The 12821-nt window shown below is 45.7% G+C and carries 10 protein-coding genes; 4 read left to right on the top strand and 6 right to left on the bottom strand.

The window, feature by feature from the left end:
• Positions 1 to 231: 231 nt before the first annotated feature.
• Complete coding sequence (locus tag QUA33_RS15765; protein WP_333149384.1) at positions 232 to 1317, bottom strand: hypothetical protein; 1086 nt, start codon at positions 1315 to 1317, stop codon at positions 232 to 234.
• Positions 1318 to 1428: 111 nt separating this feature from the next.
• Between QUA33_RS15765 and QUA33_RS15760 the strand changes: the two genes are divergently transcribed.
• The 3 genes from QUA33_RS15760 (at position 1429) to QUA33_RS15750 (ending at position 5332) form a co-directional block, all read left to right on the top strand.
• The gene (locus QUA33_RS15760; RefSeq protein ID WP_333094511.1) at positions 1429 to 2346 is read left to right on the top strand and encodes a YihY/virulence factor BrkB family protein; all 918 of its coding nucleotides are present in this window, start codon (positions 1429 to 1431) and stop codon (positions 2344 to 2346) included.
• Between the two features lie 562 nt (positions 2347 to 2908).
• Entirely contained in the window at positions 2909 to 4174 is a 1266-nt protein-coding gene (locus tag QUA33_RS15755) for a glycosyltransferase family 1 protein (protein ID WP_333149383.1), read from the top strand.
• A 102-nt stretch (positions 4175 to 4276) separates the two neighbouring features.
• Positions 4277 to 5332, top strand: a complete 1056-nt coding sequence (locus QUA33_RS15750; RefSeq protein ID WP_333149382.1) for a glycoside hydrolase family 104 protein — start codon at positions 4277 to 4279, stop codon at positions 5330 to 5332.
• Between the two features lie 80 nt (positions 5333 to 5412).
• Here QUA33_RS15750 and QUA33_RS15745 read toward each other — a convergent pair whose 3' ends face one another.
• From QUA33_RS15745 to QUA33_RS15735, 3 genes are all read right to left on the bottom strand, one after another.
• On the bottom strand, positions 5413 to 6129 hold the full coding sequence (locus QUA33_RS15745; protein ID WP_333149381.1) for a DevA family ABC transporter ATP-binding protein: 717 nt from the start codon (positions 6127 to 6129) through the stop codon (positions 5413 to 5415).
• A gap of 243 nt (positions 6130 to 6372) precedes the next feature.
• Positions 6373 to 7557 carry an ABC transporter permease DevC gene (devC, locus tag QUA33_RS15740; RefSeq protein WP_333149380.1) on the bottom strand — a complete coding sequence of 395 codons (1185 nt, stop codon included), beginning with the start codon at positions 7555 to 7557 and terminating at the stop codon, positions 6373 to 6375.
• Between the two features lie 149 nt (positions 7558 to 7706).
• A complete protein-coding gene (locus QUA33_RS15735) occupies positions 7707 to 9134 on the bottom strand; it encodes an HlyD family efflux transporter periplasmic adaptor subunit (RefSeq protein WP_333149379.1) in 1428 nt (475 codons plus the stop codon).
• 114 nt (positions 9135 to 9248) lie between these two features.
• Between QUA33_RS15735 and QUA33_RS15730 the strand changes: the two genes are divergently transcribed.
• Positions 9249 to 9857: a TetR/AcrR family transcriptional regulator gene (locus tag QUA33_RS15730; RefSeq protein ID WP_333094518.1), complete on the top strand. Its 609-nt coding sequence runs from the start codon at positions 9249 to 9251 to the stop codon at positions 9855 to 9857.
• A gap of 87 nt (positions 9858 to 9944) precedes the next feature.
• Here the strand turns inward: QUA33_RS15730 and QUA33_RS15725 are convergent, their stop codons facing one another.
• Positions 9945 to 11117: a flagellar assembly protein H gene (locus QUA33_RS15725; protein WP_333149378.1), complete on the bottom strand. Its 1173-nt coding sequence runs from the start codon at positions 11115 to 11117 to the stop codon at positions 9945 to 9947.
• 10 nt (positions 11118 to 11127) lie between these two features.
• Positions 11128 to 12639 (bottom strand): mechanosensitive ion channel domain-containing protein, encoded by a 1512-nt coding sequence (locus QUA33_RS15720; protein ID WP_333149377.1) that lies wholly within the window; start codon positions 12637 to 12639, stop codon positions 11128 to 11130.
• Between the last annotated feature and the right edge of the window lie 182 nt (positions 12640 to 12821).

Genomic DNA, 12821 nt, shown 5'->3' with positions numbered 1-12821 from the left:
AGGTTTTAGGTTAATTCTTTTATTTTAGCTTGGGATTCAGATAGGTTTATCCCCCCACATTTCGGATATCCCCACTACCCTTATTCGTAGGTGCGCCTAGGCGCACCTTACCCGTAGAACTTGTGAACTCTTTCTCTTCTCTTATCCTCCTTCGCAATAATAGGGCTAACGCGAGTTTCATCGGTTCGTTAAAAAAAAATCTAATTCACAACACCGGAACTCATTGCTGTATCAACTCTCCCTTACTCCCCGAAGCGAATTAATTTCCGTAAAAGTCTGCACCGGATCGGACTTCAACCCGCCTTGAATGTAATTCAACTTCACTTCTTCTAACAAATCCGACAGCAGCGACTGCAATTCACCGAGAGTTTTTTCATCTTGCAATTCCCGCCGCAAACTTTGATTAAATTCTTGGCTGAAATTATCGAGAATTTTTCGACCTTTATCATCTTCATAAGTAGTAGATACCACATCCACAGCAGTTTGAGCCAAATAATTCGCTAGCTGTTCCGTCATCTCAGTAGGCAAAATATTAATCGGAGAGAAAGTTTGCAGGATTTGATAGAAATCCGACTGTTTGATTGTTGTTTCCAAATTGTGGTGCAGCAATTCTTCCAAATCCGGTTGCACCTGCGGCAAAACTTTGTAAATTGTCAGATCCAAAATCCGCTTGGTAATTTGTTCGATCGTATTTTCCTGATTGACGTGAAGGTACGGCTGCTGCGCCAGCAACATCTGCGCCGCGTCGCCCTGTTTGATGGAAGTTTTAGCTTGATTGATAAACCGCACCATCATGTATTCCGACATCGTATTGGCTAAATAAGCCACCGGTTCATAGGTAACTTGAGTAACTACGCGATCGAGATTCACCAAACCCGACTTGTGAAGCCGCACCAATACCGGCAGAATCCGCCACCCCTGCCAAATCGGTATCACCAGAAACACCTCGTACCAGCGCCTCAGCACAAAATCAAACCAAGTTACCCCCGGTTTGCGGCGGGTGTGGAACAGACTTTTAATCAAAAATTCCGCCCCAAAAAAACCGATAAACAACGCATCAATTCGCCAAAACTGGTCAGCGCTTTTCAAATATTCTGGATTTTGTAAACTTGAATCAATGCCTTTAATCGGGTCATAAATTTTAACTAAACCTGGAAAATAGCTCTGATAAACAGGCCGCAACTGAAGGTAACTGAAATGGAAAAGTACGAGCAAAAAATTGACCACCGCTACTAGGGCGCTCAATTTTGCCCAAGAAATTGCTTTTTTGGACAATGTTATATCGGTGGTATTAACAGTTGTGTTGGAATCAGACATAAAAGTAATCTTCCGAATTTGCTAATCGATAAATCTATCTTGTGGCTGAGGCTAAAAAACTCTTAACCTATTAAGATCCCTTGGACGATAAGTATAAGGAAACCAAAGACCGTGAACTTAAAAACAGTCATATCGCTGCTCAAACAAACTTTTACTGAATGGCAAGAAGATAAAGCCCCAACCTTAGCCGCCGCCCTAGCCTATTACACAGTCTTCTCCCTCGCCCCGTTGCTAATTATCGTAATTGCGATCGCCGGTTTAGTCTTTGGTGCAGACGCAGCCCAAGGTCAAATCGTCGCCCAACTCCAAAGTTTAATCGGTAAAGATGGCGCCGAAACCGTCCAAGAACTGATCCTCAAAGCCTCCGAACCGAAGTCGGGAATGATTGCTACTTTAGTAGGTATCGCTACACTTTTGTGGGGCGCTTCCAACGTGTTTACTAATCTCAAAGAAGCCCTCAATACTATTTGGAATGTTTCACCGCCTCCCGGACGAGGAATCTGGGGATTTCTGCAAGACCGCATATTGTCTTTTGCAATGATTTTAGGCATAGGCTTTCTACTGCTAGTATCTTTAGTAATTAGTGCCATTTTAGCCGCCGTTAGCTATTGGTTGAACGGCTTGCTGCAATTACCAATCAACATTTGGCAGATTGTGGACTTTGCTATCTCCTTTGGCGTAGTTACGCTGCTTTTTGCGTTAATTTACAAACTTTTGCCCGATGTCAATCTTGCCTGGAATGATGTGTGGATCGGCGCCGCCATCACCTCAGTGCTGTTTACGATCGGCAAATCCCTAATTGGAGTTTACCTCGGAGGTAGCGGTATTGCCTCTACCTACGGTGCTGCGGGATCGTTCGTAATTATCCTGCTTTGGATTAATTATTCCGCTCAAATTCTCTTCTTAGGTGCCGAGTTTACCCAAGTTTGGGCTAACCGATACGGATCTCTAATGCCAGGTTCGCGAAAGAATATCCTAAACAGCGAAAACGGTGAATCCTCCGCACGCAAACATCGGAAGAACTCTTAAGATTAGACAAACCGGAAATTAGAAGTTAAACTCGCACTCCTGGTTTGACATAAGAAGCCACAAGCAACAAGCAAGAAGGAAGGCCGAAGGCGGAAGGAAAGAAAAATTTTGAATGCAATAATTTTGCTTTTTTTTCGCTGGCCCTGTAACATTCGGTCTTTGGGACAACCGACTTCTGCTTTGGAGAAAGCTTTACTTATTTATCCAGAGGGGTAAAACTATACCTTCGACCGATCTGGCATCTCTAGCAGCAAGCTAAAAGCAGGCTCTAGTTAGAGATGGCTAGAAGGTGCGAGTTTGACACAGGCAAGAATACGGAAAATTCCCTTTACCCTCGTTCATTTCCATTTAGATTATCTAGATTTTTAGCTGCTGCACGTCTCTGTCAGCAGAAGGAAGTCGTATGTAAATTTTTCCCTGCAACTTATCCCTGAAGGATGATTTATCGATCCCGCATTTTGACTTTAATACAAATTAGCTAGAAGATTCCAGTCCCGGCGCAGCAGCCAAAATGGCACTTTCAATCTTCTCCTAAAAATTTTTAAATTTTCGGTAAAAAAGCATGAATTCCTTAAATAAAAAACGCATCGCTCTCATTTCCGTACACGGTGATCCCGCTATAGAAATTGGCAAAGAAGAAGCGGGCGGGCAAAATGTTTACGTGCGTCAAGTAGGAGAAGCTTTGGCTAAACAGGGGTGGCAAGTTGATATGTTCACCCGCTTATCCGATCGCCAACAAGCAAGAATTGTACAGCACAGTCCCAATTGCCGGACAATTAGGCTAGTAGCAGGGCCACAAGAATTTATTCCCCGCGATGAACTTTATGGATATTTGCCAATCTTTGTTCAAGAATTTCACAAATTTCAGTTAGAGTCAGGCTTTCAATATCCCTTAGTTCACACAAATTACTGGCTGTCTTCTTGGGTGGGAATGGAGTTGAAAAAATCGCAACCTCTGCTGCAAGTTCACACTTACCATTCTTTGGCAGCAATTAAATACAAGTCGGTTTCGACAATTCCGATGATTGCCAAAACCAGGCTGCAAGTAGAAAAAACACTTTTGGAAACAGCCGATCGCGTAGTGGCTACCAGTCCCCAAGAAAAAGAACACATGAGGTCTCTGGTTTCGTCAAAAGGCAATATTGACATCATTCCCTGCGGTACCGACACTGAAAGGTTCGGCTCGATCGCCCGATCGACGGCCCGCCGCCACTTGGGCATAGCCCCCGAAACCAAAGTCGTGTTGTACGTCGGCCGTTTCGACCCCCGCAAGGGCATAGAAACTTTAGTCCGCGCCGTTAGTCTGTCGGCGGTGCCCAAAGCCGATTTAAAACTCATAATTGGCGGCGGGTGGCGTGAGGGGGAAAGCGATGGCAAAGAGCGCGATCGTATCGGCAGCATCGTTGAAGAACTCGGCATGAGCGACATTACCAGTTTTCCCGGCGCCTTGAGCCGAGACATTCTCCCCGCCTATTACGCCGCCGCCGATGTGTGCGTCGTTCCCAGCCACTACGAACCCTTCGGTTTAGTCGCCATTGAAGCGATGGCCTGCGGCACGCCCGTAGTCGCCTCCGACGTGGGAGGGCTGAAATATACTGTAGTGCCGCAAGAAACAGGTTTGCTGGCGCCGCCGAAAAATGAAGCAGCCTTTGCCGATGCGATCGATCGCTTGTTAGTTGACTCAGTATGGCGTCAGCAACTCGGACACACAGCCCACCAGCACGTCGAAACCTATTTCAGTTGGGACGGTATCGCCTCTCAACTGGGTCAACTTTACACTCAACTGCTCGAACAATCGGTCATTCAGCTTGACCCGGTGAGCGCTTAGTAGTATCACTTAGTATGGTTGAAGCCAGTTTCCCTTGCTCCCTGTTTCACTCATCCGTTCTCACTGGGAACCTTCAACTAGAAGTGATATCAGGAGGTACTCTTGTACGCGCCAGAACATCTGGGAAGCCATCTGCAACCCATTTCAGACATCGAGCTAATTCGCCTCTGGGTGGAGCAAAAATCCCCCCGCAGCAAGCGCTTTAGCTGGCAGGCGGCCAACCGTTTTCGGCTGTTTGTAGAAAAACCGCTGGCAGAAGTGACTCTAACTGATGTCGAGACTTTCGCTGCAGCAATGAGATCTCGAAAACTTGCACCCGGTTTTTACAAGCAAACCTTGCTAGCGCTGAAATCGCTGTTCGCCTTCGGCCAGCAAACGGGAATCTTGCCCGCAGTCCTCCCCCTGCACGGGTGGCCTGTGCGGCAGCGCAGGCAACTGTCCAAACGCCTCCGTTTTAAACTTTCATGGAGTTTGTGCATCTGTTTATGCTTTTTTTTGGGTCGAATTACCCCGAGACTGTGGGGGCAATCGGTCTCGGCAGAAAGCTCGCCCACCCCGAAACGTCTGCCGGAAGTTGCGGCCCTTGATTCACCAGACCTCAGAGAGGATAACATCGAGCGCGATCGTAAATCGGAAACTGCAACCCTCAATTCACCAGAGCCCATACAGGATAACAGACTCGATAGCATCGGCCCGGAACGTCGAGTAAAAGCCTTTCTCGACACAATTGCCGCCGCCGAAGGAACCGCTAGCGCCGACGGCTACCGCACTCAGTACACAGGCACGAAATTTGTCAGCTTTCAAGATCATCCTAGGGAAATGAGGTGCGGCCGCCGCTATGGCAAAAAACTATGTTCCGACGCAGCGGGGCGATATCAGTTTCTCAGCACCACTTGGGACAGATTTGCCAAAAAATTTAGCATCAGCGATTTCAGCCCCCAAAATCAAGACCTTGTAGCTGTAGAGTTAATCCGAGAAAAAGGTGCATTAGAAGATATAGAAGCGGGTCGATTGGAGCCAGCAGTCAGAAAACTCGCTTACATCTGGCCTTCTTTTCGGCGTTATGGCGGTTCCGTGGAATCGTCGATGCCCAAACTCGAAGCAATGTACCTGCAAAATTTGGGGATTGACCGCCCAGGATTGGTTGTTAGCAATTAGTTCATTGTTATGGGTTATTTGTTATTTGTTATTAGAACCAACAAATAACAACCAACAAATAACAACTAACTAATAACTATTTATGCTAATTTTCCATCTTCCATGTGAAGGATGCGATCGGCAATATCCAAAATTCGGTTATCGTGGGTTACTAACAAAATAGTACAACCCTGTTCTTTGGCTAATTGCTGCATCAAATTCACCACTTCGCGACCGGATTTGCTGTCCAGGGCGGCTGTCGGTTCGTCCGCTAAAACAATTTGCGGTTGGCTGACCAAAGCGCGGGCGATCGCAATTCTTTGTTTCTGTCCTCCCGACAAGTCATCTGGATAATAGTTAATCCGCTGTTCCAGTCCTACTAACTCTAGCATTTTTGCAGAGCGCTCGCGCATTTGAGAACGCGACAAATTGCCGTGAACTTCCAAACCCATTTGCACGTTTTGCAGCGCCGTCAAACTGCGGTGTAAATTATGCGCCTGAAAAATATAGCCAATTTTGCGTCGCGCCTTTACCAATTGGTCGGCACTCGCTTTGCACATTTCTTGACCGAGAATTTTGAGACTTCCCGATTGACCGGATCTCAATCCGCCAATCAAAGTTAAAAGCGTTGTTTTTCCCGAACCGGAAGGCCCCGTCATCAGCACGATTTCACCTGCTTTAATTTCGAGATTAATGTCAAAAAGTACCTGTTTTCGCAGTTGACCTTGACCGAAGTAGTGGTCGAGGTGGTGCGCGGAAATTACAGGTGCAGGAATCTGTAATGCGTTGGTTGTTGGGTAGAGAGTAGTAGAATTCATATGTTATTGGTTTGAGGTTGGAGATTTAATTAAGACACAAGGTTGCCTAAATCTTTGATTGAGAGGGAAACCACAGATTAACGCAGATGAAGACAGATGGATTTCCAGATTGGGAATTTTTTCACTTCAAGTCTAATAAACCGCTTTTGTCGCCAACAAGGCAGAGTAAAAAGAAGAGAAGGATGACAAAAATATGTTTTTAGTCAGGGCTTTAGTCTTTCATACTCTCTGATTCATTTTCCCTTAAAACATATCTGCCGGGTCGGCTGCTTGCAGTTTACGAGTGGCACTTGCTCCAGAAATAGTACACATAATCACGTTCAAAAGTAAGACTATAAATGCTCTAAGCAGCGTCATATAAAGGGGTAAATTTGTAGCTTTGCGAGTTAAAGAGTAGAGTCCGAGAGAGACTCCTACTCCTGGCAAAAAACCGAGGACGGAAAGAATTAGAGCTTCTTCAAAAACGATGCCGAGTAAATAAACATTGCGGTAGCCCATTGCTTTGAAAGTAGCGTATTCTCCCATGTGGTCGCTGACATCGGTTGAGAGAACTTGATAAACAATAATCACACCAACTACAAAACCCATCGCGACCCCTAAGTTAAATACAAAGCCGATCGCAGTATTCTTAGCCCAATAGTTTTTCTCAAAATCGATAAATTCTTGTTTGGTTAGTACCTTGACATCCGCCGGCAAGTATGCTTTCAAAACTTGTTGAACTTCCACGGGGTCAGCCCCCGGTTGCAGTTGAATTAATCCGGCATTAACACTGGCGGCGTTTTGTCTGGGAAACAGGCGCAGGTAATTTTGATCGCTAGTCATCAAAATACCGTCGGCGGCAAAAGATGCTCCCACTGTGAATAAACCGCTGACGTTAATCGTGCGCCGCTCTACCTCAGCTTTAACGGCTTTGCCTTCAGCAATTTGTGCGATCGTTCCTTGGTAATCTCCCCTAGAAGCTCGATCGAACAACACGGTATCCGGCAATTTAATCGCGCTCAAATTTTGGTTAACTTCTGGAAGCGCAAACGCAGGGCGATTCGGATTGAAACCGACCACCATCAGCGACGTTTCGCGTCGAGTTTCGGGATTTTTCCAGTTAGCAATTTTCACGTAAAGCGGCTCGGCTGATTTCACGCCCGGTACGTTCATTGCTTGATACAATCTGCGCCTGGGGAAGGAAGACAAATTAATCAAATTGCGCGCTTGGGGGTGAATCAAAACTAAGTCTGTTTGCAAGGTTTGGTGCAGGCGCGTATTGCTGGTGTAAAGCGCATTTTGAAAGCCCAACTGCATGAACATCAAAACGTCAGCAAAGGCAATTCCTGCTACTGCAACCAGCATTCGCCCTTTGTCGTGACTCAGTTGCAGCCATCCGAGGGAAGTTCTGCGTCTTAACTGTTGTAAGGGTTTGATAAGTCCGAGCATACTATTTTAGATTTTAGATTTTAGATTTTGGATTAAAGACAGCAACCTGATGTTGGAACAATTCTTAATCTTTAATAATTAAGTCAGAATGATTCATCTCTCTATTCTCTTCCTCTGTGTCCTCAGCGCTCTCTGTGGTTAAAAAATTCTTAATCCTTAATTTCCCCGATCGCCACTTTGACTTGCAAATTGGTTAATCCCGCTACTTTCTGGCTGGAAGCTTCATCTAAGCGCACTTTTACTTCCACAATTCGACCATCAATATTCGCAGAAGGATCGGTGTTAACAATGTTTTGCCGCTGCACTTGCAAACCAATATGTTCGACAGTTCCCCGCAATTCGCCGGTCAAAGCATCGCTAGTAATTTTGGCGGTTTGTCCGAGGCGTACTTTGTCCACATCGCTTTCGTAGATTTCCGCAACAGCCAGCATCTCGCGAGTTTGTCCGAGTTCGACAATGCCGTCGTTTCCCACCCTTTCCCCCGGATGCGTGTGAATTTTCAGGACTTGGGCGTCTCTGGGAGCACGGATGTAAGCTAGATCCAGATTGGCTTTGGCTTGTTTGGCTGCGGACGTGGCGGCACTGACTTCGGCGGCGGCTGCTGCTATGTCAACGGGACGCACTTCGGCGATGCGATCGAGATTTGCAGCAGCTTCATTAATCTGCTGCTGTCGGGATTCCTGAATTTGGCTGAGTTTGGCTTGGGCTTCGTTAATTTGCTGTTGGCGGGATTCCTGAATTTGGTTGAGTTTGGCTTGGGCTTCGTTAATCTGCTGTTGGCGGGATTCCTGAATTTGATTCAGTTTTGCCTTTCCTTCGTTGAGTTGCTGTTGGGCTGTTTCGGCTGCGAGGCTTTTGCTGTCGCTAGTTGAGGCGGAAATTGCTCCCTGTTCATACAGTTGGGAGTAGCGCCGATCTTCGCTTATGGCGTTGCGGAGTTCGGCTTGTAGACGGGCAATTGCGGCTTGTTGGGTTTGAATTTCACCTTGTTGTTCGGCCCTGATGCGGGCAATTGTGGCTTGTTGCGCTGCAATTTCGGTGCTGCGATCGATTTCTAGACGGGCAACGATCGCCTGTTGCGCTGCGATCTCGTTGCTGCGATCGGCGGATAAACGGCTAATAGTCGCTTTCTGGGCTTGGATTTCGCCGTTTTTGGCTCCTGCTTTCACTTTTGCTAGGTTTGCCTCAGCGACGCGCACCTGTTCTTGAGCTTGGTCGAGGGCGGCTTGCTGGCGATCGCGGCTGTCCAAAATTGCGATCGTCTGACCTGTTTTCACCCTGTCTCCCTCTTTTACCAACAGTCGATCGATCCGGTTTCCTTCCGCCGCACCGGAGGCGGAGACTTTAATTACTTCTCCCCTGGGTTCCAGTCGCCCCAAGGCTGTAACTGTCGTTAATTGGGATGCCGCCACGGATGCTGCTGCAGCTACTGCGTTGGGATCGGGTATGCGCGATCGCCAGATCGTGTAGCCTGTGGTTCCCCCTGCCGCCAGGGTTGCTAGTGCTGCAACAACTAGGAGTTGTTTAACTAGGGATGGAGTTGAGGATAAGCCGTCTGCTGTTGGTTGGTGTACCATGACATACCTCTTTTTGATAAATAAAACTAAACCGTTTAGTTCTGATACGTTCTAATACTAAACCGTTCAGTATAATGATGTCAAGAGCCCAAATAAAAATTACAGAAGCAAGGTATGGCAAGGACAAAACCGATCGAACCAGACGCAGCAGGAGGTGACAAAACCGAGCAAATCCTGCAAGGTGCGATGCAAGAATTTTTAGCCCACGGCTACGCGGGCACGAGTATGGACAAGGTAGCGAAGACGGGAGGAGTTTCCAAAGCCACGGTTTACAGCTATTTTGCAGATAAAGAAGGATTATTCGCGGCCTTGGTACAGCGGCTGGCGCGAAAAAAAGTCCATTTTACAGTTCTGGATGAAGAACCGGCTGTAGCGCTGCGATTCGTTGCCACAAATGTATTGGATCAGGTGACCCAGGAACCTGAATTTCTCAATTTTGTGAGGTTAGTGATTGCGGAATCGGGGCGTTTTCCCCAGTTAGCGCAGACATTTGTGAGAAACTTAGCTAAACCGGGTATCGATCGGCTAGCGGAATATTTGGCATCGCATCCAGAGTTAAAATTGCCCGATCCCGAGGCAACAGCGCGGATTTTTATTGGATCTTTGGTATATTTCCAGTTAACGCAGCATATGATGCACGGCAAAGAGATTCTGCCAATGGAGCGCGATCGACTGATCGACGGTCTGCTGCACTTGATTTTGTCGCCGCAGTCCAATTCCTAAAGTGCGATCGACAGAATCGAGGAATTTTATGTGAGAATTTTCGCAGCCATAAAGAGCAAGATCGCTTTATGGCTGCGATCGCAGGTTTTAGTCAGGTGTTTTGCCTAACCTGTCCCTCAATTCCTCAGCCGATAACTGCGGTAGTTGTTCTACAAACAATGCCAATTCTGTCACCGGCAAAGCCAATAAATTAGTAACGGCTGTAGGCAGAAGATCGCCCAATTCAGGCGATCGCATTTGCAAGACACTTTCAGCCAACAATTTAACTGCTGCTTCCCGCCCAGATTCATCAACGGTTAACATCGATATTGCCAGCAACAGCACTGTAAATTCCGCCGCCTGCAACTTGGATATTGGAGATAGAAAAGCCGTCATTTTCTGGCTTAATGCTCCAAATCGAACTCGCAGAAAGTTTTCTAAGATTAAGCGCTGTTGTTCTTGTCTGCCTCGTTCTAGTCCTTGTTCTAGCCCTTGTTCTAGCCCCCGTTCTAGTCCTTGTTCTAGGCCTTGTTCTAGTCCCTGTTCTAGTCCTTCTTCTCTAGCTTGTTGCTGTGCTGCTTGTATTTGTTGTTGAAAAAGTGGTGCAATGGCCATAATTAACTCCCGCTCTTCTGGCTCTAATTCTTGTGGCGCATCGGTTACTAAATTTGACTGTAACCGATACAGCAATTCTAGCGCGATAATCCGCAACGGATCGTCTGTTGCTAAAGCGCTCAATTGGGAAATAGCCCTTTGCTGCACTCCCCCTTTGCCCAAAATCCTCAACCACAGAGTTTCTGGAGTTTCTGGCAACTGGTGAATCGCCACAATTGCCGATCGCAAAGATTCACCCAAAAAATAGATTCCCTGCATCCAATTCTCTGTGTCTGGTATCGCATTAAAGCTATCTACCAATGCTTTCGATGCTGTGGGCATCAAAATCCACAGTTTGGGTAACTGAGCGTCATCATAGCGAGTATTTTCTCTCCTAAATTTCCGTTCCAATTCACCTCGCACGTCCAATAACTTCCCCAGACAGCTACAAATTTCGCTGACGTTAGCAGGATTGCGAAACGGTTCAAAAATTGCAGTTGTGTTTGCCATTTTTCCCAACAATCCCAGGGTTTCTGAGTATGCGGGCATTGCGGTTCGGGGAGTAAAATAAACATCTATTTCTCGGACTTCGGAAGTCACATCGCGGCCGATATTAACCGTTCCGAGCGGCGACAGCAATTCCTCCAGGTATTCTTTGGCAAAAAGATCGTGAATAAATCGCGTCATAGAAATTATTTCACACACTAAATAGATTTTTTAACCGTTTTCTCACCCATTCTACAGGATTTTCATCCTCTTCTGCTGCATCTACTAATTCCATTTCTCGCAATAATTGCTGTCTCTCGCTTAGTTCTTCTTTGTGCTTGACTATTTCTTTAATAATCTGTTCCGATAAATCAGGTCGTTCCGTTAAAACTTTCTGGAAACCTTCTTTATTGATGGCAAACAAAATTGTTTCTTCTAAAGCTCTCACCGAAGCAGTTCTGGGGATTCCCAACATCAAAGAAAGTTCCCCAAAAAACTGACCAGTGCCGAGGTTATTCAGATGTTTGTCAATAGCTTCCACAAAAACTTCGACTGAACCTGAAAGAATCATATAAAAAGCATCTCCAGGGTCGTTTTCGTGAAATAAAAATTCTTGCGAGCGCAGCCGTTTGCGGTACCCAACTTCAATCAATTGCCGCAATTCAAGATCGGTCAGGTTTTCAAAGTATTCCACCTCTCGCAGCAAACAACTAAGGGAAGATGGCTTTTTCACTCCCTCGCCAAAAAATTCCGGTTTTCGATCATTTTCCGAGTAACTATTCGAGAGGTCAATAGCAATTTCTTTTTTGTTAAAAATTGACAACAAAACTTCGGGGTTTTGTAAATAAATTTCTCTGTCATTGAATGGAAATTCGATTTTTTGCTGGCGGAAATTGTATTCAATTGCAAAATTCAAAGAACTTTTAATTACTTCTCTTTCAGTCGGTCTGTCCGTCCAAACTAAAAGTTCAAATTTAAAACTATCATCACCAAACTCGACAAACAATACTTTTGGATTCGGTTCGTATAAAACTCCCGCTTCCGCGTAAGCAATATTTAACAGAGTTTCTGTAACTAACAGCGGGTTACTATTCTCCGCTACTTCTACGGGAACTCGCAGACACAGTAGCGAGTTTTCGTAACTCCAATTAACAATTTTGTTGCTAATCATTTTGCTGTTGGGAACTATGACGCTGGAGTCCTCAATGGTTTGGATGATTGTCGATCGAATCGAGATTTTTTTGACTATTCCCATTAATCCTTCTAATTCTACAAAGTCTCCGACTTTCACGGGTCTGTCTAAAAGCAGCGTTAAGCCGCTGACAAAATTAGTTGTTAAATCTTGGATGCCAAAGCCAATTCCGACTCCCAGCCCCCCCGCAACTACTGCAAAAGAAGCGAGGTTGAAGCCAATGCTTTGGATGGCGACTATCACCCCCAAAGCTACTATTAAATACCCAATGATTACTGCGATAGCTTCCCGATTTCCCTCGTCAATTCCCAGTCTGACAAGCAATCTTTCCTTAAGAAAGTTGGTAAAATATCGTGCTATCACAAGGATAGCCATAAACAATACAATCAGTTCCACCAGTGACTGCAAGGATACAGGATTTTCACCTATTTTAAATAGGGTAGCGGTAAATATTTGCGAGATCTGTGTGAATACTTCTTCTGGTATTGTATTTAATTTAAATTCAGGCTTTAAGGTTGTTTGTGTTGTCATTTTTCAAGGGGAGTAGTAAAAAATAAAGTCCTCAGTACCCAATGTAAAAATAAAATACTGAACTCGTAATCATAAATTTTAACCTATTTTTAGTGGCCAAAAAAGTGAAGTCGTTACAGAGAGATGTGCTTCCTCATACTACGCAGTTCTCCCTATTGCCAATTTTTCGGCTACCTGGTCTT

This window comes from Microcoleus sp. Pol14D4 (assembly GCF_036701245.1).
Classification (GTDB): Bacteria; Cyanobacteriota; Cyanobacteriia; order Cyanobacteriales; family Microcoleaceae; genus Microcoleus.
This window is presented reverse-complemented; position numbering and strand designations above follow the sequence as displayed.

Coding starts and splice junctions, on each gene's coding strand:
- QUA33_RS15755 (WP_333149383.1), top strand. CDS start 2,909: ATGAATTCCTTAAATAAAAAACGCATCGCTCTCATTTCCGTACACGGT.
- QUA33_RS15745 (WP_333149381.1), bottom strand. CDS start 6,129: ATGAATTCTACTACTCTCTACCCAACAACCAACGCATTACAGATTCCT.
- QUA33_RS15725 (WP_333149378.1), bottom strand. CDS start 11,117: ATGACGCGATTTATTCACGATCTTTTTGCCAAAGAATACCTGGAGGAA.
- QUA33_RS15730 (WP_333094518.1), top strand. CDS start 9,249: ATGGCAAGGACAAAACCGATCGAACCAGACGCAGCAGGAGGTGACAAA.
- devC (WP_333149380.1), bottom strand. CDS start 7,557: ATGCTCGGACTTATCAAACCCTTACAACAGTTAAGACGCAGAACTTCC.
- QUA33_RS15765 (WP_333149384.1), bottom strand. CDS start 1,317: ATGTCTGATTCCAACACAACTGTTAATACCACCGATATAACATTGTCC.
- QUA33_RS15735 (WP_333149379.1), bottom strand. CDS start 9,134: ATGGTACACCAACCAACAGCAGACGGCTTATCCTCAACTCCATCCCTA.
- QUA33_RS15720 (WP_333149377.1), bottom strand. CDS start 12,639: ATGACAACACAAACAACCTTAAAGCCTGAATTTAAATTAAATACAATA.